Below are 25,793 nucleotides of genomic sequence, written 5' to 3'. Positions count from 1 at the left end.
TTGGAGGCTAACTTGACTTTGTCGTTCAGATGTTGTGCAATCTCACAAAATTGTGTATTTCTGCTTTTTATGAGCCCAATAATAAACTGAGCGACGAACTTTTTACGGGCTAAATTGGCTACAATTGGTGCTTTATGCAGGAGTGTTGTAATTTGGTCAATGAAGTTCTGCTTCATGGGAAAGGGGGATATTTGGAGCTTGAGAACTACAAAAATCCAACTTTCCCTTTTTCATCCCAATTTTAGCAGGGTACAGTAGGGGTAGATTTGACCCTATGAGCCAACCGATCAAAGAATACTTCCAACAAATTAAGGACTTTAGACAAGCAAAAAAGTGCAGGCATCGCTTATCGGATATTCTCTTAATTGGCATTTGCACCTACCTTAGCAATGGGCAGGATTACGAAGACATGCGGGGCCGCCCCGTGCGGTTTTATTTGCTCAATCCAAAGGCTCACAATTAGGAGATTTACTGGATTTTCCCAATGGCATCCCCTCCCATGATACCTTTAACAGGACTTTTCAACTACTTAACTCTGAATCACTTAGGTAGCTTTTAGGTAAGTATGGGCAGGACATTTTGGATATCCTGGCCCATAAACAAATTGCATTGGATGGTAAAAAACTTCGAGGAGTATCACCCCATTCGAAAGGCATGAGTGGCTTATTTATTGTCAACGCTTGGGTAGGTGAGAATCGCTTATGTGTGGGCCAACATAAAGTAGAGGATAAGAGTAACGAAATTGACGCTTTACCCCCCTAATTGCTCAGTTAGATATCACCGATGCGGTTGTCACGATTGATGCGATGGGCTGTCAAATAGCCGTATTGAGACAAATTCGGCAACAAAGAGGACATTATTTGGTAGCACTAAAGGGGAATCAAGGTGCTTTATTAGAAGAGGTTGAATGTGCTTTCAAAGCGTCTAAAGCACAGGAAGTATCAGAGGAATGGGAGTATGCTCGGAGTCGATTTGAAACCCGCACCTGTTCTATTCTGTCGGCGGCTTCCAGTATCGACGCTTCTTTTATAAAGTCTTGGTCTGGCTTGCAAACGTTGGTCAAGATCGAGTCGGTTCGCTACTAAGGAGCTAAACAAAGTCGTCAAACGCGGTACTATATCAGTGATGAATTACCAGAAAGTGCGGTATATTTCAGCAAGTTAGCTAGAGGTCACTGGGGTATTGAGAACCATCTTCACTGGCACCGCGCGGGCGGCCCCGTTGGATGTTACATTTAAGGAAGATTCCTGCTGGGTACGCACGGGTTATGGACCAGAGAACCTGTCCACTTTACGTAAACTGGCCTTGCAAGTAGTCAGCCAGCAGAAGGATAAATTGAGTTTACAAAAACGGCGGGTGAAGGCCACCTATGATGTGAATTACCTCAAAAAGCTCTTTACTTAAATATCATGCGTTTGCCGTGTACCTGATTCGGGAAGATGCATACCTGGCGCAATAAACCTTATCTTTGGCGTTCAAAAACTAAACGCATAAGGAATAATTTCATCGTTTATTCATCATGAAGAAACTACATTTACCCGCAATAGCCGGGGCCATTCTGCTGACGCTTTGTACACTCGCTACCGCACAGGCACAGCTTAAAGTACCGGCTGCCAGCCCGCTGCAAACCACCAAACAGAGTTTCGCCCTGGGCGATATCACCCTCGAATACTCCCGACCGGCAGTGAAAAGTCGGGCCATTTTCGGTGATCTGGTCCCCTACGACAAAGTATGGCGTACCGGTGCCAATGCCACCTCCAAAATTACGTTTTCGTCCGATGTGAAACTGGAGGGTAAAGAGGTGAAAGCAGGTACCTACGGCCTGTTTACCATTCCGGGGAAAACCACCTGGGATGTCATGCTGTCCAAAGACCTGAACCTGGGGGCTAACGTGGGTGATTACAAAAAAGAGAACGAAGTAGTACGGGTTCAGGTGAAACCGACTACGCTGGCCAACAAGGCAGAGACCTTTACCATCAACCTGGCCGATATTCTGCCCAACTCGGCCGTACTGGAAATTATGTGGGATAAAACCCGCGTTCCCGTTACCATTACCGCCGATGTCGATCCAATAATCGTGAAGAACATTGAGGCTTCGATGGCGTCGGACAAGCCCGCTTATTTTGAGGCCGCCAGTTACTACTACGATACCAACCGGGATTTGAAACAGGCACTTGGCTGGGTGACCAAAGCCACGGAACAAAATCCGAAAGCGTTCTGGATCATGCTGCTGAAATCCAGGATTGAATTGAAATTAAACCAAAAAGACAATGCCATTGCCAGCGCTGAAAAAACCGTTACCCTGGCAACGGAAGCCAAAAATGCAGACTATGTAAAAATGGCCAATGACCTGATTGCTTCGGCAAAGAAGTAACACTTGGTTCCTCCCTTTTATCAACAACGGCTGTCCCGCATAAGGACAGCCATTGTTGTTTGGCGGGTGCGTATAGTGAACCCCCATCTACCCTACCCAATTATCTTGATCAATCATGATAAGGAGCCACAACCGGATGATTGGTAGGGTGTAATTGACATAGAACCTTAAAGCCCGGGTTTTGGAAATGGCCTTGGTTAACGGCGTTTTGTGGTATCTCGGGCAGCGCAGCTAAAAAAGGCAGTTACCGTATCCGGCGTTTGATTCCCGTACCCCCGTTTGTGTCCGAATAGACCTGGATATAACGTAATAGTCGTTGCTCAATGGGCAGACACCCTGTCAGTATTAATCAATAAACAGGGAGGGTTTCTCCTGCAATAGCCGCATTCGGTAGGCGTTCATGGCCGTGCGACCCAGTTGGTTGACCAGCCGGTAATTGACCACGACACCCACAGCCGCCCCGATGCCCGGAATCAATTGCGCCATCTTGGCCAGATCGATATAATCGCGGTACTCCTGCTGAAAAGTCAGCCAATCAAACTGGTTGATATCATCCGGTAACTGGCGGCTGTGTTCCTCCCAGTTGACCACGTGCTGATACACGATCTGACGACGCTCCTGACTGGAAAAGGCGAGTTGAAAAACGTAGAGAATGTAGACCCGTTCGCGGTAATCGCTGACCGGAAAACCGTACAGCGAAGCAATCTCGAAGAGCATTTTCATTTTCAGGCCCAGCAGGATGGGGAAGTCGGCCAGACCAAGCAGAAAGCCTCCCGCCCCCGTAACGCCCCCCTCGGCGGCACTCGTTTTTTTGTAGAATTCAATGCGTTTTGCTACAGCAGCATCCCGCTGAACAAGGGTTTTACCCTCCGTAGGAGCACTGGTCAGATAGCCAGCCCCGAACAGGACAGCCCTGGTCATTTGCTTGATTGTAGCCGTAATAACGGCATGAATCCGATTGGGAATAAACCGGTTTATTCGATGCTGTATCGACGTGGATAGCTTTCCAAATCTGGATGGTGGCTTTTGCATAGCCTGTTGCCACCGCATCAGTTCCGTTTGGACGGCTTGTTTATAAGGAGTCATGGACGAGTCTATTTTTAGCGAAAAACCTGTATCTTCATCGAATTAAAAAAGCTCAAAGGGTGTTCATAGCCTACATCCTCCTAAACCTCCAATGGCAGTTGCCGGTATGAAGAATGTCCTTTTTCTTTTGTTCGCTCTGGTCTTCGTTTACTTTGCCAGCACCGGCTATAGAGCCTCCCGAACCGTTACTCCCGTTGTCTCCCCTGATTCAGCAACCCATCTGCACAGTTCAGTTGGTCGGCCTTCATTGTACGATCAGTTGAACCTGGAACAGGCTGGTTTGAAGAAAAACATTTTTGACTATGCCCTGCACGGCTGGCAGAAAATAGATACTGCTAAATCGATGTTGACCATTGTCGACTTTAGCCAGCCCTCCACGCATAAACGCCTGTATGTCGTTGATTTGGCGAATAAGAAGCTTCTTTTCAATACCTACGTAGCACACGGTCAGAAATCCGGCGATCTGGTCCCCAACCAGTTTTCCAATACACAGTCCTCCTTTCAAACCAGCCTTGGTTTCTACAAAACGCTGAATACGTATATGGGCAAACATGGCCTTTCCCTTCAACTGAAAGGGTTGGAGAAGGGTTTCAACGACAACGTCTACAATCGAAACATTGTTCTGCACGGAGCCGATTATGCCTGCGAGGAGTTCATTCGTAAAAACGGCCGTTTGGGTCGCAGCCAGGGTTGCCCGGCCGTTCCGTACGCCGAATCGAAGGGGATAATTCAGGCGGTTAAGGGTGGTTCCTGTCTGTTTGTATACGCCCCTAATTTGGATTACCTCAAGCGTTCCGCTTATTTATCGAGCGAATACACATCCTTATAAAACGTCAGTTTTCCGCCCGCATCAACATCAGCAATGTTGTAGGCAATGAATACAGGAAACTTTTTTGGGATGTCCAGTTGCCGCGGTTTCTGGTCAATCAGGCATTTATTCATAAAATCGGGCGTAAAGGTCTTAGCTCCGAGTACCAGATTTGCCAGTTCGACCGGTTTCTGTACCCGTACACACCCGTGGCTGCGCCAGCGATTGGCCGACTGCGTAAACAAATCCCGGCTGTTGGTATCGTGCAGGTAGATAGCCAGTGGATTGGCCAGCACAAACTTTAGCAAACCCAGCGAGTTCTCGCAACCCGATGCCTGCCGGATACGGTACGGAAAATTAGTAGCAGACAAGCTGTTCCAGTCCACTTCCTCCGGGTCAACTTCCTGTTCCTTCTCATCTATAATCTGGAAATTCTGGTTGTACACATACGCAATATTCTTTTGCATACGGGGTAATACTTCCTCCAGCGCTATCTTGCGGGGCACGTTCCAGTACGGGTAAGCAACCACATTTTGTACGTATGTAGTCATGCAGGGCGTTTGTCGGTCCGGTTTCCCTACAATCACGTCCATGGGCAGTAATCGGGTACCTTTCCGGTCAAACACGTTCAGTTCGGCCGCCGGTATATTGACCACCACAAACTGATCGGCATCGAACCGGTTGGTGTACCGATAGAAGTTGAGTGTTTGCCGAATCAAACGCAGTGTATCGGCAGTGAGCGAGTTTGACCGACCTCCCCGGCGAATTCGATTATAATGACCAACCAACTGATTGTAAGGCCCGAAAGTGGTTAGTTTAGCCACGGATTCTACCATGTCGGTGGCGTCAGCTTTTGGTGCCCAGGCCGAGTCTACTTTTTCTTTGAGACCGCTAAAAGTTAGTCGCGATGGTTTTTTACCGTAGCGAATCTCCATCAATAGATCAGCCCGTTTATCGTCAATTTCGGCGTCCGTACTGGTTGGTTTAACACTGTAGCGCGCGGTATCGATGCCAACCGAGTCGGCATACCGACAGAGGGCATGAAGGCTAAACTGCGCCTGTTCGACCTTCTTTTCATCGTTCCCGGCGGTTGTTGTCGGTTCACCCGCCTGCCGTGTGATGAACCACTTTCCAACAAAAAACAAAAGCACTATACCGGCTGTGATAGCCACTCCAATGCCAATTTTCTTTTTACTCTCGTTATCCATGTGTAGTGTAAGCAGTCTTTCCGGTTATACTAACCCGCCAGATCGGGTGTTGTTTTTGATTCGGTGCTGAACCCTGTTGACACGTATCCATGAAAAAGGCAACCCTGAACGAGTTGCCTTTTTCGATTAGCTATACGCCGGTTTATCAATATCCGGTTTAGAATCCGGGTTTCGGTTCGGGTTGTTCACCCGAACGTTAGCAGCAGTTTCGTCGCCATCCATGTATTTGTCTTCGAGTTCATCGGGGGGTAACTTTTTCGTTATCACCTCACTACCGACGCCACTGTTTCCTTCAACGGATTGATCCTCCAGCCCATCGGGTGATATAGCCTGCTTGGCACGAATTATATCTTCCCGGTTCGACTCATCCATATCAATCGCGTCTTTTCCTTGCTTTTCCATAACGTTTTTGTTTAAGTAGGCTACACGTACTTAAACCCGCTGTAGAAGTAAATGTTTGCGACCGGCTCAATCCATCGATACAACTCCATGAGACCCAGACTTTTCCTTTTCCGCCCGGTTCCTATTTGCTGGTTGGCATCATCACGATATCGATCGAATAGATGATTCCGTTGGTAGCTTCCGCTCCCTCCGGGCTCATGGCAGCGCTATTACCAGCCCCATCCGTAACGGTCATGGTATCGCCCTGTTTGCTGATAGTCAGCGTTCCACCTGTTACGGTTTTAAGCTTTTGTCCGTCCTGAAGCTTGTCGGCCGTGTACTCGCCCTTCACCACATGGTAGGCCAGCAGTTTTTGCAGTTTCGCTTTGGCGGCTGGTTTCAGCAACTCATCCAGCGTACCGGTTGGTAATTTATCGAAGGCTTCGTTTGTGGGGGCGAATACGGTGTAAGGTCCCTTTCCACTGGCTTGCTCTGTAAGACCGGATACCCGCAATGCCCGAAACAGAATGGTATGGTTTGCCGACTTCGCAGCACTGATAGCCAGGTCTTTGCCCGTAGTATTGAGGGTAGGGGCGGCAGCATTCATGTCTGCATTGGTGGTTGTCGGGGTTTGCGTACCTGCGTTCTGGTTCTGGGCAAAAACCGATGCACTCGTACCGGCAAGAAGCACGAATGCCAGTGCCGAGCTTAACCGAAATTTCCTGTTCATTTTGCGTATTGTTAAAAATGGAACATACGGCCCGTCGTGCCGACGAGCCTGAAGCTACCGCTTCATCGCATTGATTAAACGGTAGTCAGGCCCGTAAAAATTGCCTTGTGGACATGAATTTGAGCGAATGGCCCGGCCCCCGTTAATGAACAACCATCAACTGCCCCCGATAAACTGTATCCAGCGGGCCATCGCCCGTACGAATCTGGTAGGTGTATAAACCGGGCGGGACGCGTTCCTGCCGATAGGTGCCGTCCCAGGGAGTAGCATATCCCTGAGAGGAAAAAACCAACTCACCCCAACGATTGTAAATAGTTACTTTATTGTTCGGGAACAGGCGGATATTCGGTATGATCCAGGAATCGTTCAGCCCATCCGAATTGGGCGAAAAGGCCGATGGTATAAAGAGCAGTTCGGTTACCTCCACCAACACGGCCAGCGTAGCCGTACAACCGGCGGCATTGGTAGCCGTTAGGGAGTAAGGAGTCGTACTTTCCGGACTGGCAAGCGGACTGGCTATATCCGCCTGGTTTAATGACGCTGGCGGTTCCCACTGGTATTGACTAATGGGTCCACTGGCCTGGGTCACCAACTGAACGCTTTTGCCTTTCACCAGAAAATACGTTGTTGAGCCAGTTAGCCGGGGCGAATCCCACACCTCGACCCACTGTTTTTTTTCGGCCCGGCAACCATTGTTCGATACAACGGTATAGGTTAGCTGATGTTTGCCTACCCCCGCCCTTTCGGGACTGAATTGAGTTCCCAGCACCCCCGGCCCGGTATATATACCACCCGTCGGCTGCCCGGTTAGCGATACAGACACGCCCGCAGAAAGGCAGATGGGAGCAATGGAATCCAGTTGTATGACGGGCCGGGCGGCCTGCGTCAGCAAAACACCCGGCGACAGGGCCGTACAGCCCGTCGCTCCTGTTACCGTAACCTGATAGGTACCACCCTGCTTCGCCACTACCTGACTGACGGTATCGCTGAGTGCTACTCCATCCCGAATCCACCGGTACCGATTCCCGACCATATCCTGGGCTATCAGCGAAACAGATTCATCGGGACAGAAGGTTAACGAGGCCGGCTGTATCTGAGCGGCCGGTTTGGGGTTTATTACCACCCGAACACTGTCCTGCCCATCGCAGAGGGCCAGCGAAGGCCGGGCCAGTACTTCATATACCCCCGACTGATATACCCGGAGGGACGATTGCTGCTCGCCCATTATATCCTTCCCATCGCGTCGCCAGTGATATTGATAATCACGCTGTCCTTTGGCCTGTAACGTGAGGGTATCACCGGCACAGTAGGGGGTTGGTTTGGCCAGCGATAAGGTAACCAGCGGAGCCGTTACAAATGTCACTTTCACCCCCTGCGAAGCGGTATCACTGGCACATTGATTAGCCAGACTTTTAATGACCGTATATGTGCCCGGTGTACGTACCTGTAGCGTATCGCTGGTAGACCCGCGCAGGTTGGCCCCGTCCCTTTGCCATTGGTAGGCCCAGAGCGGATTTTTATCGACCGACAGCACCAGCGGCTGGCTGGCACACCAGATAACGTCATTGGATACTTTGCCATTTGCCGTTACCACGGCCGGTGGCGGGGTATTTTTAGAGCAGTCGACTACCGGGAGCTGAAAATCCCGCCTGACAACGCCAATGCGTACCCCATTTCGAAACTCTTCGCACTGTACGGTAAAGAGATACAGGCCAACCTCCGTAGCCCGAACACTCAAAACACCCGTTGCCGGGTTAATACTCAGGGGTGGATTTCCCGGAATAATGCTGCTTAAAGTATACCCCGACTTCCAGTTAATGGTTGGATAACTACTCCTGGGCGACTCGTCTGTAACGGTAGGCGATGTTCTTGTTGTGTACCCATTGAGGGGAGTTACCAGGGAGTAACGAAGCTGGTCACCATCCGCATCGGTTGCGCCCACATCAAACGTAAAGGGTTTATTAATGCAGATGTAGTCGCCATTTGGCAGGCGAAAATCAGGCGACGAGTTGTAAAAATTCGTCCCATTTTTGAGCATGGCCGGAAATTCGAGGTAAAACGCCATAGCCACCCCGTTGGCAATAAAACTATCGACATTGGTGAGCGCATCATTCCGACAGCACCGCTCCCAAACCATATAATAGCCGCCGGGGTCGGTATACAACTTTGTGTCAAACTGGTAGTCGGCATAGTAACGCCCCTGCGTAAAACTCAATTGACGCAGGGAAGCACAGGCGGCATTCCCGAACGTGAGCGGCACAATTTCCCGGAGGAGAAGCGTAATCCGTTCAACCAGAACGGGGTTATTTTTTCGATACACCAGCAGCGTTACCGTAGGATCCTGATTGCCAACGGACGTTTTGGTTGCATCCCAATATTGATTTAATGACAGCGTAAACAGGCCCGGCGTTGTGCCAACAGCCCGCATGCTTACATCACCTCCGATAATGTGGTTTGCCCGACCCTCCAGTGAGAGTAACCAGGCCATGACTAGCAACAGGCCTACGCCAAACCGACGGAATACTCCTCTCCTCCCCAAATGCATGATACCAGTACCAGATTCAATACGTATGCTTGACACTCAATTGACTATACGCAGATTTACAAAATAGTTGGTCAGGCCGACCCAGTCTATTACTTTACGGCAAAAAGGATATCATTGTTTCAAAAAACGCGTCGACCGGATGAAGTTTATTTCGACAGAAAACCTTTGGCAATCAGGTAAGGGATCAACAGCCAGAGCAGGCCTTTGACAAGAAAGAAAAGAAAACCCAGCCACCCCACGCGTTTAAGCCACAATTTGAATCGCTCGTTCATACAACAAAGATAACGATTTCCAATCGTTACCCTCCGGCCGGGCATCAGGTCATTATCGGGCAAGACTACTCCCGTGACAGCTGTTAACGACATATAGATTTGTACTGGCAAGTTACACTGCCTGTGCGCTGACCGCCTTCATTGCCATTGCAGAGGCAAAACGCTGAGCCGGTATTTTGTGCAGTGCCGTTTCGATAAGGTGTCGAACCGGGTCCGGAGCCGTTGCGTTCCAAACAGGGCTGACATGCCGGATGGCCTCAATCTGTTCCCGCCAGGTATGACCATCAAACGGCAGTGTCCCGTGGAATATGAAATAGCCCAGTACCCCAATCTGATACACCTCAGCCCGAAAATCAGGGGGACCAACCGATTGATGAAAAACATTGTCTGTTAACCGTTCGGGGGGTATAAATTCCGTTATACCGCCATACCTGATGCTTCTTTTGTTTCGGTCGCGCCAGAGAAAGGCCAGGTCGAAATCAATGAGCAGTATTCGTTTCTTTTTGTTCACCAGTACATTACTGGAATGCAGGTCGCCGTGGAGTACGTTCCGGCTATGCAGACTAGCCACTCCGTCCAGCAACTGATTAAACAGGGCAATCCGGTCGTCAGGCAACAACGTGTCGTGGTGCGTGCTGACAAAACGGCGTAGGCTGACACCGGCAAAGTAATCAATTACCCCAATACCTTCGCGGGGAACATACGCAACGAGTCTGCTCACCAGAGGGCAGTCCCGGAGTTTCTCAAGTATCCGAAACTCATAGGCAAACTCCTTCTTCTGGGAGCGAATTACGTCCCTGGACGCTTTAGGATGACTGAATAGTTTCTTTAGTACGAATCGTTTACCCGCCTGATTCCGGACCAGATAAATGCCCACCGGGGGGGTGGCAGACAACTCTTTCAGAACGGTATAGTCCCCAATGCGGGTGCCGGGCTGTAGGGTCGGAAAGGAATGGGTTACTGTCTGCTGACGTTGTTCAGCGTCTACCAGAATACCCTGTTGCACAAACGTATCAACGGAGTGCTGGATAACCGCCTGTACGTCGGTGATAGGCGCATCCAGTTGGTGTGCGAAAAGTGCAGCGGCAGCGGCCACGGAAGCAGGCTCCCGAAATAAAGTCAGCAAAGCGGTCAACTCTGTATTGAGCAGCAATACGGTACCCGACGATTTATTGAGTAACCCCGCATCGAAATCAGTATTCGTCAGGGAAGTACGTTCTATAAATTCAACGTTGGCGGAAAGGCTGTAAACAATCTCCATAGAAGGAAAATAGGATGCGGTGAAAAAACAGCAGCCAGTTGATGTCAACTGGCTGCCATATCACGTAGACTACTTACCGACTACCAGCATGGTGGTGGTGGGCAATAGCCACCTTTGTTCGACTTGTTCGACTTTTGCTTATTCGACTTCTGCTTGTTCGACTTTTGCTTGTTCGACTTCGGATTGCAGCCACCGCCACCGATGGCGGCATTTGCTTCGGCAACAGACAGAATGTCCAGCTGGCCTAAGCGCGCTTGGAATGTTTGCAGATTCATCATGACATTTAATTGGGTTAGATAAAAAAATATAAGATTATTCTAAAAATTTCTTCTTAGAATGATGCTAAACTAGTATCTCATTTTAATCTGACATATGAAAATGTCGTTTATTTATTAAATATTTATTATACGGTAGCCCGGTTAATTTGATATAGTATTAGTGCAAATAAAATGTTTACGTTAACAAAAATATAGTCACTAAAAGCGTCATATTCTACACTTGGCAAACTTCATGAAGTTTTTGGGCACTCGCTGAATAGGGAGATACCTGGTTAAAACTGGACAGAAAATTGGTGACGGTCTGGAAAAACAGGCGTCTAAACGACATGCGCAGCATCCGGAATGCTAGCAAAGTGGGCAGTATTCCAGCCCCTGAGCAATTAAAAAAAACCTCTTATAATGGCTGTGGTTCGGCGGCTACACAGGCCGGGGCCAGGCACCGTTTTGCGTGATCAAAAAATTTCCGGTTTATCGCCAGTTAGATTTAGTTGACTGTGGGCCAACCTGCCTGCGGATGATTGGCAAGTATTACGGCAAAACGCTGTCACTCGAACACCTGCGCGATGTTTGTTTTATCCGAAAAACCGGCGTGAGCGTTGCGGGTATCAGTGACGGCGCACAGGCCGTTGGCTTTAGGACTATTTCTGTTCGAATAACGCTCCAGATTCTGCTTACCGAAGCACCCAAACCACTAATTGCTTACTGGCGTCAACGGCACTTTGTAGTAGTGTATGCCAGCACCAATCAACACATTTTTGTGGCTGATCCGGCTCAGGGTCTGGTTAAATATACGCACGCGGAGTTTTTAGAGGGCTGGACCGGGCAACCGACACAGGCTGATGTACCCGGCATTGTGTTGCTGCTGGAACCGGACCAGACATTTTATACCGATCCCGACGACCAGCAGGAGGGGCTTCGGCTACGTTATTTCTGGGGGTATCTGCGTCCTTACCGTCGGTATCTGGTACAAATTGGCATTGGCGTCCTGCTAAGCGCTGTCCTGACCTTTATTATCCCGTTTATAATGCAGTCCATTGTGGATCGGGGCATTGAATATCAGGATATCGGTTTTGTGAACCTGCTACTCATTGGCCAGCTCACTATCTTCTTATGCCAGCTTATTACCGACTTCGTTGAGCAGTGGATTCTGATGCACATCAGCAGCCGAATCAGTATTCGGCTGATTTCGGATTTTCTGACCAAACTCATGCGACTGCCCATTTCGTTCTTCGAAACGCGTAACACAGGCGACATCCTCCAGCGTATTGAAGATCACGAAATTATCGAACGCTTTTTAACCAGTTCGTCACTCAAGGTGGTTTTTTCCCTGTTTAATATGCTGGTATTTGGTCTGGTACTAGGGCTATATAATGGGGCTATTTTCACGGTGTTTTTCATCAGTGCCCTGGCGTACATTGGCTGGACGTGGGCCTTCATGGGCGCGCGCAAACGCATCAATCTGCGCCGGTTTGACCGCATGGCCGATAATCAGGGATCGTTGCTGGAAATTGTAGCGGGCATTACGGAAATCAAACTCCAGAACATCGAAAATCAGAAACGGTGGAAATGGGAGCAGGTGCAGGCGCGGCTGTTTAAAATCAACGTCGAAGATATGAAGCTGATGCAGGTGCAGCAGATGGGCACGTTCTTTATCGGTCAGCTAAAAGATATTCTAATCACCTACTTATCGGCCAAGCTGGTTATTGACGGACAGATTACGTTGGGTACGATGCTCTCCATTCAGGCTATTGTGGGGCAAATCAATTCACCACTGGGTAATCTGCTGAGCTTTATGCGGTCGGCCCAGGATGCCAAAATTAGCCTGGACCGCCTGGGGGAGGTTAATAAAAAAGAAGACGAAGACCCGGTGCAAGCGGATCGAATCACCAAACTGGGTGCCTGGTCAGGTATTACGTTTCAGAATCTTAGTTTTTCCTACGGTGGTCCCAGTACACCCCCGGTTTTAAAATCCATCAACCTGTTTTTACCGCGTGGCAAAACGACAGCGCTGGTCGGTGCCAGTGGTAGTGGCAAAACGACGCTGATGAAGCTGCTGCTCAAATTTCATACCCCCGGCAATGGTCAGATTTTGATTGGCACCCAGAATCTACAGGCCCTTCACAGTGGCTGGTGGCGTGGACAGTGTGGCGTGGTTATGCAAGAAGGGTTCATTTTCTCGGACACCCTCCGGCAAAATATTATTGCCAGCGACGAAACTCCCGACGAGGAACGACTTAATTACGCGATCTATGCCGCCAACCTGTCTGACCTTATTCAGAACCTGTCCCGTGGTTTATCTACCAAAATCGGGGGCGAGGGCGTTGGACTGAGCGTTGGTCAGAAACAACGGGTTCTGCTGGCAAGAGCTATTTATAAAAATCCAACGTTTTTATTTTTCGATGAAGCGACAAGTGCCCTTGATGCCAATAATGAAAAGATTATCATGAACAATCTATCCGAGTTTACCCGGGGGCGCACGGTCCTGGTGATTGCTCACCGGCTCAGCACCGTGCGCAATGCGGACCAGATTGTGGTACTGCACCAGGGTGAGATTGTGGAAACGGGTACGCATTTCGAACTCGTGAACAAACAGGGCTACTATTATACCCTGGTGCATAACCAGTTGGAACTTAGCAGTTAGCGGCATGGTGTATAGTTACCTCTTTTCAGGAATCGGCTGTATATATCGGCACGTACGCGCAACCTTCGGCTTGTACCATACAGGCCGGTGGTGGCTACTGCTGAGTGTATTGCTGGCCGGGCATACGGGTCAGGCACAAATTTCCCTGTCGTTAGCCGAAACCCTGCGATTGGGTATGCTCTACAATACCGACCTGCAAACGGCCATTCAGCGCGAATCCATTGCCACCAGCAACCGTCATATTGGCGTACCAGACCGGCTACCCTCCCTTGATCTGAGTATCAGTCAGAATAACTATTTCAATCAATACAATTCTCCTACCAGCTATGTGCGGGGCGTATATCAGGATAACGCTCTTAATGGAGGTATCTTCGGTAGCTGGCTCCTGTATAACGGCGGTCGGGTAGGCCTGAGTCAGACCAGACTCGATCAGTTAGCCCAGCAGGCAACCCTGGAAAGACAGGCAGTACGCCAGCGCGTGAGCCGGGCACTGGTAGCCGCTTATTACCGCGTTGTGGTGGAGCTGGCCAGGTTAACGGTCAGAGCAGAAGGAGTAGGACTTTCCAGGTCCCGGTTTACCGATTTTAGAGAGCAGGAACGGCTGGGCAAAGCCAGCACCTTTGATGTGCTACAGGCCGAAAACCTGTTTCTCACGGATTCGACTACCTATCTTCAGCAGGAAATCGACGTTCAAATTGCTCAGAGCCAGCTCCATACGACCATAGGATGGAATCGCTTCGAGCCCTTAATCCTGACGGATAGCCTGGTGCCAGGCCCACAACCACCAGCATTTGCTAACCTGAATGGTAAACTGATGAGTCTGAACTACGACCTCCGAAGTCAGCGAATGGGCTTATTGGTGTCTGATAATAGTATACGAATACAAAAGACAGCTTTCAGCCCTACAGTACGACTCAATTCGTCTCTTTACCAGAGTTTCACAGGGACAAAATTCAGTGATAGTCCACGGATCAATGGCAATTCGACAAATTTGCTCTTGACGGGTTTATCCGTATCCATGCCCCTGGTACGGAGTCGTGAAACAAAACGGTCCATTCGGCAAAGTGAACTGGAACGGGGCTTGACGGAAATCGCGCTGAAAGGCACCGAGCGCCAGTTGCAGGTCGAAGCGGAACTGTTGGCCAGCTCGTACCAGACACAGGCAAAAATTGTAGCACTGTCGGCTTTATTAACGACCAATGCATCCCGCAGCCTGGTCATTGCCCGCAATCGGCTGCAAAACGGCTTTTCCAATCTAATCGAATACCGCTCCGTACAACTGGCCTATACGGAAGCAAAACTGAACCAGTTACAGGCCTTATATGCGCTCAAACTCATTGAAGCCGACGCCAAACAACTGGTGGGTAACCTAAACTAACCGTAGTATGCCTCAGCCAATAACCTCTACATACCACTCGGATGATGTTGACGAATTGCTGGCTCAAATGCCCGGCTGGCCCCTGCGCTGGGGCATCAGTCTGCTATTTGGCGTTGTTGTGCTGATGCTGGGGCTGGCCTGGTTTATCAAATACCCCGATGTCATTAAAGGTAAAATCACAATAACGACAAACACCCCGCCTGCAACGGTAGTGGCCAGAACCGGCGGCCCTATTCATCTGCTAAGCGCAGACAAATCCATGCTGGTGGCCGATGAAGTATTCGCTACCATTGGCGGCACAGCCCGTTATACCGACGTGCTGGCCCTGCGGCAAGCCCTGGACCTGTTCCAGCCCGCCCTGGAAACCAACCAATCCTCCACACTCCTGCTCCCCGACGGGCTGGAACTTGGCGAGTTGCAGGCGCCCTATAACGTACTTTTGCTGCGCTGGAAGGAATGGCAGGCACTGGCGGTACGCGGTAACAGCAATCAGCAGCGAAAGGGGATCGTTAATGAGCAGATCAGCGGTTTGAATCAGGTTGGCAACCGGTTGAACCGGCAAATAGACTTGCTTGAGCAGGAGTATGGGCTACTGCTCCGAACCTACGAAACCCGGTATAAACCCCTCCAGAGATCGGGCAGTATTTCAATTGAACAACTCGAAACCAAACGCGACGAGTTAATCAGCAAGTCCAAGACCATTGAAGCCGCCCGTGCGGCTATTGCCGAAAACGACAATCGGATTATTTCCCTTCGCAGTCAGAAGGCTGAATATGATTTTGACCAGACCGACCGGCAACTGGCCACCCGCAACGGTCTGCGCGATGCCTTTACGGGTTTATTGAACGCCATTACCGCCTGGGAAAACAGCTATGTGCTGAAAGCTCCCATTGCCGGCCGGTTAAACTACCTCAATTTTCTGCACGAGAATTCCGTGTTGGTGGCGGGTCAGGAGATAGCCGGGATTGTTCCTAATCCGGATACCAACCCAGGCGGACGGGGAAGGGCCGTGCCGGAACTGGCTGGCCCCTACGTAGGGGAGTTATTCATTGAACCCTCCGGGTCCGGAAAGGTAGCGGTGGGGCAGGCCGTTACTATTACTCTCCTGAGTTTTAGCAAAAAAGAGTTTGGGATGCTGCGGGGACAAGTGGCTACCGTAGCCGACATCAGCACTACGCTAACCGCGGGTGGCCAGCCCCAGACCGCCTATAAGCTGTACGTGGCGCTACCTAAAGGACTGACCACTACGGTCAACAAGAAGCTACCGTTTCGGTATGGACTGGAAGGAACTGCGGAAGTGATTACAAACGATATCCGGGTGCTTGAACGCCTGTTCGACAGCATCAAAAACCTGTTTTCCCAATGATCCAGCCTGTACTGACTCGTCGTTTTTTGGGCATAGTACAGCCCGTTAACGAACGAATCAGTCAAACTTCTTCTTCGTCCTTAATTCTTTTACTTCAAAGTCGAACGGGAGGTTATTCATGCACTTGAAGTGGTTCATGGGGCAACTACCGGTTGGGGTTACCGAGCAGGGCCGACACCCCAGGCCGGGTGTTTCGAGCCGAACGTGCGGGGTTTTGTAGGGATAAAAGCCGAATTGGGGCGTGGTACTGCCCCAGATAGAGTATATTTTCCGGTGGAAAGCGGCTGCAATGTGCATGAGCCCGGTATCGTGGCTGAACACGACCCGCGCCCGCCGGAGCAGGGAGGCCGACTGGTTGATGTTATAGTGGCCACAGGCATTATAAATGTGCCGTTCGCCAACGGCCCGCACGATTTCGTCGCCGGTCTTGCGGTCATCCTTATCCCCCAGTAGCACGATCGGGTAGTTTATCTTAAGGCATAACTCAATCATCCGTAATACGGGTAGCCGACGGGTCAGGCTCTGCCCGCCAATGGCATAGGCTACAAAATTCTGCTGGTGCGTTTCGGGAAGCCAGTCCGTTTCTACTTCATCCCGGTAGGGAATGAAATAATCCAGTCCCCGCCCATCGTTTTCAACACCCAATGGTGCAACCGTGGCCATAAACCGGTCAACAATGTGCTGATCGGTCATGGCGTTCAGTTTCCACCGGATATAAGCCCACTGCCGCAGATGTTGCCTGTCGACACTGTACGAACGAACGCCAAGAACGGCCTTAATCAACCCGGTTGTAAATGTGTTCTGCAGGTCAATGACGTAATCGAACGACTCGGCCTGAAGCTGGCGGATCAGTTGGTACACACTTCCGTCCTGGTAATACGCCTTCGTAATGTATGGATTGGCATCAATGATTGGCTGATAAACTCCTTTTGTGCAATAGCAGACAAGCGCGTTCGGCATTTGCTGCTTTAAACAGCGCAGGACCGGTGTAGTCAGCACCACATCGCCGATAGACGCAAATTGCAAAACCAATATTTTTACCGCACGAGTCATGGTATGATCATTTATACAAAAATATCCCATTTACATCAACTCACCAAACAAATCAGAACTGCCACCATCGGGGTTTGTTGGGGGTTCGATAGATACTGTTTTCGCACACCACGCAGGCCGAAGGCTGGGGAACAACTACAGGAGGGTCCAGATCCGGCGCGCCCTCACCGTTTCTGCGGTCTACGTTGATATATTGTTCCGATACGCCGGTTGCCCCGAAGTAGCCGTACACGTAGGCCGTTGAATCACTCACGCAACGCAGGTTACCCCGCACGGTAGCGGGAGCCGCATCGAAAAGCCCCCCAGTGTTGCTAACCAGTCCTTTCACGCTTTTCCAGAAGGCATAAGCGCCCTTACTGAGTGCCTGTTGCTGCACTTCCAGATAATATATGCTCGTTGATTTGTACGGCACCCGGGCAATGAACTGTCCGCTGATAGCCTGCCCGTTGATGTTCACATCGGAACTAACGCTGATGCAGTTGTAACAACGCGAGATATTCCAGCAGTTGGAGCAGCACCCCAGCCCCGTAATGGTCCCGTTGGGCAGTTCCCGTTGGGAACATACCTCCGTAAACTGGTAGTGGGTCCAGATCCAGCGGTAGTAGTTGCCCGGTGTTTCCGGGTCTTTGGTATCCAGGTACACGTTCCATCCCTGGTTTTTTGCCGAACTACCATTCCCCTGCTCTTTCGTATACGTGTAGTACAGATCCAGAATGGGTGGTGCGGCCTGCAGGGCTTCGGGCTGGGACTCGTACCGCTTGCCCGCTTTGGTTTGAATGATCAGTTTATACGTGCGGCCTGCCACCCCCCGAATACCCGTCGATGCGGTCTGGTAGACTCCGCCGGATGCCTGTTCCTTCAGCGTTTCCTGATTACCCAGGTTATCCAGGATAACAACCGTAGCGCCCGTTTCGAGCAGGTTCAGGCTTTTGAACGAATAATCGGCCGTACGTGTCAATTTGACCACGTAGGGACCCGGTGCGTCCGTGATGTTCCCTTCTACAATGAGCGAAGGGGGAATACTGACGCTGCCTGGCTCAAACTCCGTTACGCACGAAACAACCAGTAATCCATACAACAATACCTGGGCATATAGCCAGCTCCGTCCTTTCATCAGAATTTAAAATTATAGGTTAGAGACGGAAAGGCCGTGCCAAAAATAGACAGTTTGTACGCATCAGTTGCGGAGGCCGGGCTTAGTTTGTAAAAGACGGAATACGCATTTTTCCGGGCATACACGTTATAGATAGAGAAGACCCAGCTGCTCTCATTTTTCCGTTTTCGCGTGAGTGCATTCTGCTCGAAGGTCATCGAGAAGTCGAGCCGGTGGTAATCGGGAACGCGCTGCTGATTCCGGTCGAGGTAGATGGGCACCGCTACGCCGGCCACGCGGGCAATGGCTGATGGCTGGGTCGTTGGCCGCCCCGTGCTATACGTAAAATTGAGCGACATACTAAACCAGGTTGCGGGGCGGTGGGTAGCCAGCACGTTCAGCGTATGGGGTTTATCGTAGTTGGCCGGGTACGGATTCCCGTTGTTTACCCGCTCATCGGCATACGGGCTGTTCATAGTCAGGAACGTGCGGGCGTAGGTATAGCTCATGAATCCCGTCCAGCGGCCTTTGTTTTTCCGTAGCAATCCTTCAAAACCATACGCCTGACCACTACCCTGCACGATTTGGGTTTCAACAGCCTGCGCCAGTTGCAGTTCGGCCCCATCGCGGTAGTCGATGGCGTTGATAAGCGTTTTGTAATATACCTCACCCGATGCTTCGATGGCATTATCGGCGGTATTCCGGAAATAGCCCAGCGACCACTGGTCGGCAATGGTTGGTTTGGTATACATATCGCTCAGGTGCCAGCGCGAAGTAGGCAGTGCCGCCGTAGTATTCGTCACCTGCAACAGATACTGGCGCAACCGGCTGTAGCCAGCCTTGATGGCACTCCCTTCTCCCACCGACCAGCGGATGGCCAAACGAGGTTCCAGCCCACCCGCCGTATGGTAAATAGTCCCCGCTCCGTAGGGTTGGGTAGCGGAAACGGTTTCGTCCTGACGGGGTCCATTTTCCTGATACGTCCTTACGGTTGCCGGCCCCCGGTTGAGCAGCATCGAATACCGTAATCCGGCAATAATGGCGACATCGGCATTCAGCTTCCACTCATCCTGCACATAAGCGGCCAGTTCATACGCCCGTTCGCGGGCAAGATCCACCGGGAGTATGTTGGAATAAGGGCCGGGCGTACGGGTATTGGGCTGAACCAGGTAATCGATAGCACTAATGCCGCCCTGCCACTGATGTATTTCGCTGGGCGTATACGTCAGGTCTGATTTTATCTGCCGATGCAGGATGCCTGACTCCAGCTGGAAGGCATTGGACGAATCGGGCGAAGACAGGTCGGCCCGGTAGCGACTCAGAATAAGGGCAGTAGCCAGGTTTACCCGCTTGCTCATGAAGTAGTTCCAATGCAAAACGCCATTCATGGTCTGGTAATTGAACTTGGTTGACGAGGCATTTATTTCCTGCCCCGACAGCGAATCGGAGGCCAGTTTGAACACGTCTGTACTTAGGTAACCCGTTAACGTAATTGTATTTTTTTCGTTAGGCTGGTATTTGAACTTGGTGGTCAGATCATAAAAGTTGGCGGTTGTACCGCGTAGCTTTGGAGGAGCCAGCTTAAACAGGAAATCGTTGAACGAGGCCCGCGCTGCCAGCAGAAAAGACAACTTATTTTTGATGATTGGTCCTTCGACCCCCAGCCGACTCGATATGATGCCAACGCCCCCATTGATACCCCATTTCTCGGCATCCGGCTCTTTAATCTTCACGTCCAGCACCGACGAGGCCCGGCCCCCATACGCTGCCGCGACGCCCCCCCGGTTCAGGGTTACGTCGCGCACTACGTCGGGGTTGAAAACGGAGAAAAAACCCAGCAGGTGGCTCGCATTAAAAACGGGAGCCTCATCGAATAAAATCAGGTTCTGATCCGTACTCCCCCCCCGAACGTTGAAACCCGGTGCCCCCTCTCCTACCGTTGTTACCCCCGGTAGGAGCAATAGACTACGTATAACATCGACCTCACCCATCAACGGCGGAATGCGCCGGATACTGCGGATACTCAACTGTGATACGCCAATCTCAATTTTACGGACGTTGCGGTCTGGGGCTTCGCTTGTAACCACAACTTCTTCTAAATCTTTGGAATCGTCTTCCATCGTTATTTCGCGGAAGAGTGTTTTTTGCAGGGATATGGTATCCTGCCGGGAGCGGTACCCTACGTGGGAAAACCGGAGTACATAATTACCGGGTGGTAACTGGACAATGTAAAAACCATCTTTAGCAGTTATGTATCCTTTCGACACATCCAGCACAACGATATTGACCCCCTGAATGGGTTTGCCGGTTTTAGCATCCTTCACGTACCCCGTTGCGGAATACGTAGGGCCAGTCGGGTTGATTTTCTGTTGAGCTATTACACCGTTGAGTAGACAAAATGACAATAACAGTACACCGTATAAGCGCATAGAGTGGATTTGGAAGTAAATCACAACGACTGGCAAGATTATGAGTTAATACTATAAAGGGGTAAGCAGCCCTATTTACCCTACCAGACGGTATTCATTAACCGATAATTAATTTCCTGCTATTCAGTAGTACGAATAAGCCCCCGGCGCTGTTGCAGGTACGCCGTCATTTCTGCCAGTGTCAGAGCGTTGAAGGTCATGGCTTTGGTCAGACCGCCCTTACGGCCGATGGCTACCCCGTAGTGCATGTCCAGCAAGCCGGGCAGGTCGTGGGCATCGGGATTGATGCTTAACAAAACGCCCTGTTGCATGGCGTAGTCAATCCACCGCCAGTCGATGTCGAGCCGGTAGGGACTGGCGTTGATTTCGATAACGACGTTGTGTTTGGCGCAGGCATTAATAATGGCACGATGGTCGATGGGATAGCCTTCACGAGCTAGCAGCAACCGGCCCGTTGGGTGGCCCAGAATGGTGGTATACGGGTTTTCGATAGCCTTTAGCAAACGTGTAGTGGCTTTCTCCAGCGACATGGTGAGGGTTTGGTGAACGGACGCCACTACATAATCGAAGGTAGCGAGCGTAGCATCGTCGTAATCCAGCGAACCGTCACCCAGGATGTCGGACTCAATGCCTTTAAAAATCCGAAAGTCATCACCAAAACCAGCGTTGATCTGGTCAATTTCAATCTGTTGCTGGCGTACCCGGTCGGCGTCGAGACCATTGGCGTAGGACGCCGTTTTGGAGTGGTCGGCAATACCGAAATATGTCAGGCCCAGTTCGCGACTGTACGCGGCCATTTCGGCCACCGATTTTTTCCCATCCGACCAGGTACTATGGTTGTGGAGCGTACCCCGAAGGTCATCCCAGGTTACCAGTTCGTCGTTTTGGTGCTGACTTGCCCACTGGAAGGCAAAGGTGTCCTCCCGCATTTCGGGCACGATATAAGGCAAACCCGCCCTGGCGTAGATGGCCTGTTCAATTTCCTCCGTTGGCGCATCGGCAGTCTCCGAAACAACGCTGGTGTACGCGACCTGCATCAACGGCGCGCCCCCGTCGGTCACTTGTTGCAGGTGGGCATCAGTAGCGGTATGAATAAATAACTGCCGGTTTATCTGCTCGGCCGGGTAGAGCAACAGCTCCACCAGCACATCGAAACCGGTTAACCGGCCCCGCCAGATGAACGGTGACGATTCCTGCCCGTTCTGCTCCAGACTGGAAACCTGATTGATGGTCAGCATGGCAGAAACGGGGTTACTGGTTTGGATAAGTAATTGTATGGTATCGACCTCCTGCGCTTTCCGGCGAACCTGTCCGCTGATTTCAACCCGGTCGAAATGCTTTTTAAGTTCATCATGCAGGAGTGTAGCAATCATGGCCCCTTTATCCATCCGTACTTTACCCTGCTGCTCCTGCAGAAAGTCCAGCGCAGCCAGAATTTTCTCCTGCGTACTGGCTCCAAACCCCTTAATCTTTGCAATCTCGCCCTGCTCACCCGCCAAACGAAGGCCATTGAGGTTATCAATGCCGGATTCCCGCCAAAGGGTATGTACCTTTTTAACACCAAGCCCTTTGATACGAAACATGTCGAGCACCCCGGCAGGCGTTTGCGCCAGTAGTTCATCGAGTTCGGTCAGGTGACCGGTGTCAATAATTTCGCGGATCTTCTGGGCAATGGACTTCCCGATACCGGGAAGCTTGACCAGTTCGTCGACGGAAAGGCTGGCTATATCAACAGTAGATTTATCGAGGGTAAAAGCGGCATTCTGGAACGTACGGATTTTAAACGCATCCCGTTCGTGGAGTTCCATTAACCGGCCCGTTTGTTCGAGCAGGTCAACGATATCAGCATTGGTCATGGAAAAATGGCAGTTTACGCGGCAAGTTAGGCAATCGGTCAGATTTTCGTGGAAGTCGGCTACGGGTAATTATACCTTTATCCCATCAGCCGACAAACGGTATCAATTAACCCTTAAAAATAAGAAAAAGTCTATGGAGCTCACCCCAACCACCCCCAACCGTGACCCTTATCTTTGGAAGCAGGCCAAAGCCTGCGTTGGCTTTAAAATGCACCTGCGTACGTATCTGATTGTCAATGCCGGTTTCTGGCTTATATGGGCCTTAAGTAGCTACGCCTTTTTCTCCTCAACCCATTTCAGGGGGATTTTTCCGTGGCCACTTTTCCCCATGATTGGCTGGGGCATTGGCCTGGTATCGCATTACTTCGCCGTTTACCGGGGTGGTGTCGAACGAAATATGGTTGAAAACGAGTACCAGAAGCTTGTCAATCAGCAGCAATAATGGGATCAAAAAGACGGAAGAGGGGAGACATAAGATCAACATCTTACATCGCCCTTCTTACGTCTTTTCAAAGCTGAATTAGGGTAACCTATCTTGTAATCCGGCAAACAATCCACTCACTGACTAATTATGAGGTCGTATTTGGTTAAAAGACCGGGTAAGTTGTGGAGCGAGAACCGGGCCTTTTTTACCTTGTTATCGTCAGGATTCAGTTCCAGATTATACGAACTGGTGAAGTCTGCCTGACTCAGATTGTTGCCCTCAAAACGGGATAATTCCAGATTACAGTGCCTGAACACCGTTCCGGTAAGGTCGCATTTGATAAACTGCGCCTCTTTGATAGAGCAGTCGACAAACTGCGCTTTCTTTAGCTTACGGTCAATAAAAATGGTGTAGTCGAGCTGGCACTCCTGGCAACTGATGTAAAACCCAAAAGCATTGCAGGGACTGAAATCCACATGCGCCAGTTTACAGCCGGAAAAGCGGACGTCGTATAACTTCGTATTTTTTAGTTCGGCCCGCGTCAGATTACAGGCCTCAAAGTGGCAGTTGACGAAGTTGGCATTCGTAAATGCGGTTCGGGACAAATCCAGCTTTCGGAACGTACATTCCTCAAATTCCTGACCTGTCCATTGTGCCGGAAACGTCTGATCGAAAATCTGGTTATAATACTCCATTGCTACTACCTATACGGCCACGGGTGCTTTAATTGCCGGGTATGGCTCGTAGTTTTCGAGCGTAAAATCGGCATAAGTGAAATCAAAAACCGATTTCACGTCGGGGTTCAACCGCATGGTTGGCAGTGGGCGGGGCTGACGGGCCAGTTGGGTATCCACCTGCTCCAGGTGATTCAGATACAGGTGCGTATCACCACCGGTCCAGATAAACTCATGCGCCGTGTAGCCGCATTCCTGCGCAATCATCATGGTCAGCAGGGCGTAGCTGGCAATATTGAAGGGTACGCCCAGAAATACGTCGGCGCTGCGCTGATATAACTGGCAGGACAGTTTACCATCTGCCACGTAAAACTGCATCAATAAATGACACGGAGGCAAGGCCATGTTCGGCACATCGGCCGGGTTCCAGGCCGATATAATCATCCGGCGTGAATCGGGCGTTTTTTTGAGCTGGTTCAACACATCGGTCAACTGGTCAATGACAATCCCGTTGGGAGCCGCCCAGCTACGCCACTGTTTACCATATACTGGCCCCAGATCGCCATTTTCGTCGGCCCACTCATCCCAGATTGATACCCCGTTATCTTTCAGGTATTTGATGTTCGTATCGCCCTTGATAAACCACAGTAATTCGTGAATAATAGAGCGGGTATGCACTTTTTTAGTCGTCAGGAGCGGGAAGCCAGCCTGTAAGTCAAAGCGCATCTGATAGCCAAATACACTGATGGTGCCGGTGCCGGTGCGGTCGGTTTTGCGGGTGCCATGCTGAAGTATATGGCGGAGCAGGTTGTGGTATTGTTGCATAGAATTTATTCAACGAAGAATGGACAATGTAAAACGACAGGAATTTACCAGCAAGCGCTGCCATTGACGCTGTTCATACCTTTCTTTATCATGGGTTTCACCTGACTTCTACCGCGAAGCACGCAAAGATTTTACGCAAAGGTCGCGAAAGGAGTTACCCCTGGCGACCTTTGCGTTTAAACTCGGCGTTCTCCGCGGTAAAACAAGGAGGTCAACTAGTTGCATTAATCTCAAACGAATACGTAATATCGGCTGATGGGCGGAACTGAGCCGTTGCCGAGCAATATTTATCCATCGACAGATCAATGGCCCGTTTTACTTTTTCCGGGTCCAGTTGCCCTGTCAACAGGTACGTAATATGAATTTTTTTGAAGGGCGACGGCATAGCATCCTTCTCCCGCAGGCCATCTACTTTCATCCGAAAATCATCGACTACCTGCTTTTGTTTTTTCAGAATCAAAACGATGTCGATAGCCGAACAGCCAGCCAGTCCCATCAGTAATAGTTCCATGGGTCTTGCTCCGGCATTATGCCCACCAATATCGGTAGCCGCATCGATATGCTGCGTCACACCCGACATGCCCACTGCTTCAAAATGGAACGCATCATCGACGCGGGCAAGCTCAACCTGCATCGTTTTATATTCCTGAACTGTTTCAACTGGTTGTGAATCAATCATTGTCTTTTTTGCGTTTATAGAAAAGAATCGCTAATTTTCACTCAGGCAGTGTATCTGCCCAATCGTATACAAGCCATGTCTGAAAAATTCACCGACGATATCTTCGACCTCAAAAACGACCGGCGGCTCAGCGTTTATCTGTACCGGGCTGGCTTTGGGGCCTGGTTACTTTATATCGTTTCGGGTGCCCGTTTTATGCAATCGGTACGCATTTACCGAACAGATTTCGGGGTGTTCTCGTTCTTTCTGATGGTGATGGCGCTATCGACTTCCATGATTTACGACTACTATCATAACCCGACTGAATTTGCCCAGAAGAAAAAATGGCTGGCTATCAGCTACGTCGTGCTGGCCGGTTTGGTCTACTTCTTCATCCTGAACAACAAGCCCGTTTCGCTGGAGTACCTCCTGGGTCAGGGCCTGTTTTAACGG

General features: G+C 50.4%; 24 protein-coding genes and 1 pseudogene. 10 read left to right on the top strand and 15 right to left on the bottom strand.

Going from position 1 to position 25,793, the window contains the following annotated elements; genetic code table 11:
• Positions 1 to 274: 274 nt before the first annotated feature.
• The 4 genes and pseudogenes from B157_RS40625 (at position 275) to B157_RS0127300 (ending at position 2,374) form a co-directional block, all read left to right on the top strand.
• Positions 275 to 463: a transposase family protein gene (locus B157_RS40625; RefSeq protein ID WP_211225020.1), complete on the top strand. Its 189-nt coding sequence runs from the start codon at positions 275 to 277 to the stop codon at positions 461 to 463.
• Positions 445 to 552 (top strand): annotated as a pseudogene (locus tag B157_RS40620) (hypothetical protein); the annotation flags it as partial. The gene B157_RS40625 and the pseudogene B157_RS40620, both read left to right, overlap by 19 nt.
• A 209-nt stretch (positions 553 to 761) precedes the next feature.
• Positions 762 to 1,085 carry an ISAs1 family transposase gene (locus tag B157_RS40615; protein WP_211225021.1) on the top strand — a complete coding sequence of 108 codons (324 nt, stop codon included), beginning with the start codon at positions 762 to 764 and terminating at the stop codon, positions 1,083 to 1,085.
• A gap of 434 nt (positions 1,086 to 1,519) precedes the next feature.
• Complete coding sequence (locus tag B157_RS0127300; protein WP_020606495.1) at positions 1,520 to 2,374, top strand: DUF2911 domain-containing protein; 855 nt, start codon at positions 1,520 to 1,522, stop codon at positions 2,372 to 2,374.
• A 345-nt stretch (positions 2,375 to 2,719) separates the two neighbouring features.
• Here B157_RS0127300 and B157_RS0127295 read toward each other — a convergent pair whose 3' ends face one another.
• Positions 2,720 to 3,460: an EcsC family protein gene (locus B157_RS0127295; RefSeq protein ID WP_020606494.1), complete on the bottom strand. Its 741-nt coding sequence runs from the start codon at positions 3,458 to 3,460 to the stop codon at positions 2,720 to 2,722.
• 106 nt (positions 3,461 to 3,566) lie between these two features.
• On the opposite strand from B157_RS0127295, the gene B157_RS0127290 reads away from it, so the two are divergent.
• Entirely contained in the window at positions 3,567 to 4,289 is a 723-nt protein-coding gene (locus B157_RS0127290; RefSeq protein WP_026308994.1) for a murein L,D-transpeptidase catalytic domain family protein, read from the top strand.
• On the opposite strand, the gene B157_RS0127285 is transcribed toward B157_RS0127290, so the two are convergent.
• The 7 genes from B157_RS0127285 to B157_RS0127255 all read right to left on the bottom strand — a co-directional run bounded on the left by B157_RS0127285 (position 4,259) and on the right by B157_RS0127255 (position 10,943).
• A complete protein-coding gene (locus B157_RS0127285) occupies positions 4,259 to 5,476 on the bottom strand; it encodes a L,D-transpeptidase family protein (RefSeq protein WP_020606492.1) in 1,218 nt (405 codons plus the stop codon). The genes B157_RS0127290 and B157_RS0127285 overlap by 31 nt on opposite strands.
• Before the next feature lie 126 nt (positions 5,477 to 5,602).
• On the bottom strand, positions 5,603 to 5,878 hold the full coding sequence (locus B157_RS0127280; RefSeq protein WP_020606491.1) for a hypothetical protein: 276 nt from the start codon (positions 5,876 to 5,878) through the stop codon (positions 5,603 to 5,605).
• Positions 5,879 to 5,999: 121 nt separating this feature from the next.
• Positions 6,000 to 6,587, bottom strand: coding sequence for a fasciclin domain-containing protein (locus tag B157_RS0127275; RefSeq protein WP_020606490.1), 588 nt, complete (start codon positions 6,585 to 6,587; stop codon positions 6,000 to 6,002).
• 142 nt (positions 6,588 to 6,729) lie between these two features.
• Positions 6,730 to 9,075, bottom strand: a complete 2,346-nt coding sequence (locus tag B157_RS0127270; RefSeq protein ID WP_245565293.1) for a T9SS type B sorting domain-containing protein — start codon at positions 9,073 to 9,075, stop codon at positions 6,730 to 6,732.
• A 203-nt stretch (positions 9,076 to 9,278) separates the two neighbouring features.
• The gene (locus B157_RS38580) at positions 9,279 to 9,497 is read right to left on the bottom strand and encodes a hypothetical protein (RefSeq protein WP_157618607.1); all 219 of its coding nucleotides are present in this window, start codon (positions 9,495 to 9,497) and stop codon (positions 9,279 to 9,281) included.
• Between the two features lie 19 nt (positions 9,498 to 9,516).
• Positions 9,517 to 10,665, bottom strand: a complete 1,149-nt coding sequence (locus B157_RS0127260; protein WP_020606487.1) for a protein kinase domain-containing protein — start codon at positions 10,663 to 10,665, stop codon at positions 9,517 to 9,519.
• Between the two features lie 80 nt (positions 10,666 to 10,745).
• Positions 10,746 to 10,943, bottom strand: coding sequence for a hypothetical protein (locus B157_RS0127255; RefSeq protein WP_020606486.1), 198 nt, complete (start codon positions 10,941 to 10,943; stop codon positions 10,746 to 10,748).
• A 448-nt stretch (positions 10,944 to 11,391) separates the two neighbouring features.
• Between B157_RS0127255 and B157_RS0127245 the strand changes: the two genes are divergently transcribed.
• Genes B157_RS0127245 through B157_RS0127235 form a run of 3 tightly spaced genes read left to right on the top strand, consistent with a single transcriptional unit; the run spans position 11,392 to position 16,328 of the window.
• Entirely contained in the window at positions 11,392 to 13,584 is a 2,193-nt protein-coding gene (locus B157_RS0127245) for a peptidase domain-containing ABC transporter (protein WP_020606484.1), read from the top strand.
• A gap of 4 nt (positions 13,585 to 13,588) precedes the next feature.
• Positions 13,589 to 14,962, top strand: coding sequence for a TolC family protein (locus B157_RS0127240; protein WP_020606483.1), 1,374 nt, complete (start codon positions 13,589 to 13,591; stop codon positions 14,960 to 14,962).
• Positions 14,963 to 14,969: 7 nt separating this feature from the next.
• Entirely contained in the window at positions 14,970 to 16,328 is a 1,359-nt protein-coding gene (locus tag B157_RS0127235) for a beta-barrel domain-containing protein (protein WP_020606482.1), read from the top strand.
• Positions 16,329 to 16,385: 57 nt separating this feature from the next.
• Here the strand turns inward: B157_RS0127235 and B157_RS0127230 are convergent, their stop codons facing one another.
• The 4 genes from B157_RS0127230 to B157_RS0127215 all read right to left on the bottom strand — a co-directional run bounded on the left by B157_RS0127230 (position 16,386) and on the right by B157_RS0127215 (position 22,759).
• The gene (locus tag B157_RS0127230) at positions 16,386 to 17,381 is read right to left on the bottom strand and encodes a glycosyltransferase family 9 protein (protein WP_020606481.1); all 996 of its coding nucleotides are present in this window, start codon (positions 17,379 to 17,381) and stop codon (positions 16,386 to 16,388) included.
• Positions 17,382 to 17,433: 52 nt separating this feature from the next.
• Positions 17,434 to 18,495, bottom strand: a complete 1,062-nt coding sequence (locus B157_RS0127225; protein WP_020606480.1) for a DUF4249 domain-containing protein — start codon at positions 18,493 to 18,495, stop codon at positions 17,434 to 17,436.
• Positions 18,495 to 20,903 (bottom strand): TonB-dependent receptor, encoded by a 2,409-nt coding sequence (locus B157_RS0127220; RefSeq protein WP_020606479.1) that lies wholly within the window; start codon positions 20,901 to 20,903, stop codon positions 18,495 to 18,497. The genes B157_RS0127225 and B157_RS0127220 overlap by 1 nt, the downstream gene beginning before the upstream one ends.
• A 119-nt stretch (positions 20,904 to 21,022) precedes the next feature.
• Positions 21,023 to 22,759, bottom strand: a complete 1,737-nt coding sequence (locus tag B157_RS0127215; RefSeq protein ID WP_020606478.1) for a helix-hairpin-helix domain-containing protein — start codon at positions 22,757 to 22,759, stop codon at positions 21,023 to 21,025.
• A 133-nt stretch (positions 22,760 to 22,892) separates the two neighbouring features.
• Here B157_RS0127215 and B157_RS0127210 point away from each other — a divergent pair, with 133 nt between their 5' ends.
• A complete protein-coding gene (locus tag B157_RS0127210) occupies positions 22,893 to 23,201 on the top strand; it encodes a 2TM domain-containing protein (protein WP_026308993.1) in 309 nt (102 codons plus the stop codon).
• 116 nt (positions 23,202 to 23,317) lie between these two features.
• Here B157_RS0127210 and B157_RS0127205 read toward each other — a convergent pair whose 3' ends face one another.
• The 3 genes from B157_RS0127205 to B157_RS0127195 form a co-directional block, all read right to left on the bottom strand.
• Positions 23,318 to 23,878: a pentapeptide repeat-containing protein gene (locus B157_RS0127205; RefSeq protein ID WP_020606476.1), complete on the bottom strand. Its 561-nt coding sequence runs from the start codon at positions 23,876 to 23,878 to the stop codon at positions 23,318 to 23,320.
• Between the two features lie 9 nt (positions 23,879 to 23,887).
• Entirely contained in the window at positions 23,888 to 24,682 is a 795-nt protein-coding gene (locus B157_RS0127200; RefSeq protein ID WP_020606475.1) for a thymidylate synthase, read from the bottom strand.
• A 211-nt stretch (positions 24,683 to 24,893) separates the two neighbouring features.
• Complete coding sequence (locus B157_RS0127195; RefSeq protein WP_020606474.1) at positions 24,894 to 25,361, bottom strand: OsmC family protein; 468 nt, start codon at positions 25,359 to 25,361, stop codon at positions 24,894 to 24,896.
• A gap of 75 nt (positions 25,362 to 25,436) precedes the next feature.
• On the opposite strand from B157_RS0127195, the gene B157_RS0127190 reads away from it, so the two are divergent.
• Positions 25,437 to 25,790, top strand: a complete 354-nt coding sequence (locus B157_RS0127190) for a hypothetical protein (RefSeq protein WP_020606473.1) — start codon at positions 25,437 to 25,439, stop codon at positions 25,788 to 25,790.
• The last annotated feature ends 3 nt before the right edge of the window (positions 25,791 to 25,793 follow it).

Origin of the sequence: Spirosoma spitsbergense DSM 19989 (genome assembly GCF_000374085.1) — a bacterium.
GTDB lineage: Bacteria > Bacteroidota > Bacteroidia > Cytophagales > Spirosomataceae > Spirosoma > Spirosoma spitsbergense.
The sequence above is the reverse complement of the archived record's forward strand: the minus strand, read 5'-3'. Positions and strand labels throughout refer to the sequence as shown.

Excerpts from the sequence above, each read along its gene's own strand:
- B157_RS40625 (WP_211225020.1), top strand. The coding sequence starts at position 275 with ATGAGCCAACCGATCAAAGAATACTTCCAACAAATTAAGGACTTTAGA.
- B157_RS0127300 (WP_020606495.1), top strand. The coding sequence starts at position 1,520 with ATGAAGAAACTACATTTACCCGCAATAGCCGGGGCCATTCTGCTGACG.
- B157_RS0127295 (WP_020606494.1), bottom strand. The coding sequence starts at position 3,460 with ATGACTCCTTATAAACAAGCCGTCCAAACGGAACTGATGCGGTGGCAA.
- B157_RS0127290 (WP_026308994.1), top strand. The coding sequence starts at position 3,567 with ATGAAGAATGTCCTTTTTCTTTTGTTCGCTCTGGTCTTCGTTTACTTT.
- B157_RS0127285 (WP_020606492.1), bottom strand. The coding sequence starts at position 5,476 with ATGGATAACGAGAGTAAAAAGAAAATTGGCATTGGAGTGGCTATCACA.
- B157_RS0127280 (WP_020606491.1), bottom strand. The coding sequence starts at position 5,878 with ATGGAAAAGCAAGGAAAAGACGCGATTGATATGGATGAGTCGAACCGG.
- B157_RS0127275 (WP_020606490.1), bottom strand. The coding sequence starts at position 6,587 with ATGAACAGGAAATTTCGGTTAAGCTCGGCACTGGCATTCGTGCTTCTT.
- B157_RS0127270 (WP_245565293.1), bottom strand. The coding sequence starts at position 9,075 with ATGGCCTGGTTACTCTCACTGGAGGGTCGGGCAAACCACATTATCGGA.
- B157_RS38580 (WP_157618607.1), bottom strand. The coding sequence starts at position 9,497 with ATGTCGTTAACAGCTGTCACGGGAGTAGTCTTGCCCGATAATGACCTG.
- B157_RS0127260 (WP_020606487.1), bottom strand. The coding sequence starts at position 10,665 with ATGGAGATTGTTTACAGCCTTTCCGCCAACGTTGAATTTATAGAACGT.
- B157_RS0127255 (WP_020606486.1), bottom strand. The coding sequence starts at position 10,943 with ATGATGAATCTGCAAACATTCCAAGCGCGCTTAGGCCAGCTGGACATT.
- B157_RS0127240 (WP_020606483.1), top strand. The coding sequence starts at position 13,589 with ATGGTGTATAGTTACCTCTTTTCAGGAATCGGCTGTATATATCGGCAC.
- B157_RS0127235 (WP_020606482.1), top strand. The coding sequence starts at position 14,970 with ATGCCTCAGCCAATAACCTCTACATACCACTCGGATGATGTTGACGAA.
- B157_RS0127230 (WP_020606481.1), bottom strand. The coding sequence starts at position 17,381 with ATGACTCGTGCGGTAAAAATATTGGTTTTGCAATTTGCGTCTATCGGC.
- B157_RS0127225 (WP_020606480.1), bottom strand. The coding sequence starts at position 18,495 with ATGAAAGGACGGAGCTGGCTATATGCCCAGGTATTGTTGTATGGATTA.
- B157_RS0127220 (WP_020606479.1), bottom strand. The coding sequence starts at position 20,903 with ATGCGCTTATACGGTGTACTGTTATTGTCATTTTGTCTACTCAACGGT.
- B157_RS0127215 (WP_020606478.1), bottom strand. The coding sequence starts at position 22,759 with ATGACCAATGCTGATATCGTTGACCTGCTCGAACAAACGGGCCGGTTA.
- B157_RS0127210 (WP_026308993.1), top strand. The coding sequence starts at position 22,893 with ATGGAGCTCACCCCAACCACCCCCAACCGTGACCCTTATCTTTGGAAG.
- B157_RS0127205 (WP_020606476.1), bottom strand. The coding sequence starts at position 23,878 with ATGGAGTATTATAACCAGATTTTCGATCAGACGTTTCCGGCACAATGG.
- B157_RS0127200 (WP_020606475.1), bottom strand. The coding sequence starts at position 24,682 with ATGCAACAATACCACAACCTGCTCCGCCATATACTTCAGCATGGCACC.
- B157_RS0127195 (WP_020606474.1), bottom strand. The coding sequence starts at position 25,361 with ATGATTGATTCACAACCAGTTGAAACAGTTCAGGAATATAAAACGATG.
- B157_RS0127190 (WP_020606473.1), top strand. The coding sequence starts at position 25,437 with ATGTCTGAAAAATTCACCGACGATATCTTCGACCTCAAAAACGACCGG.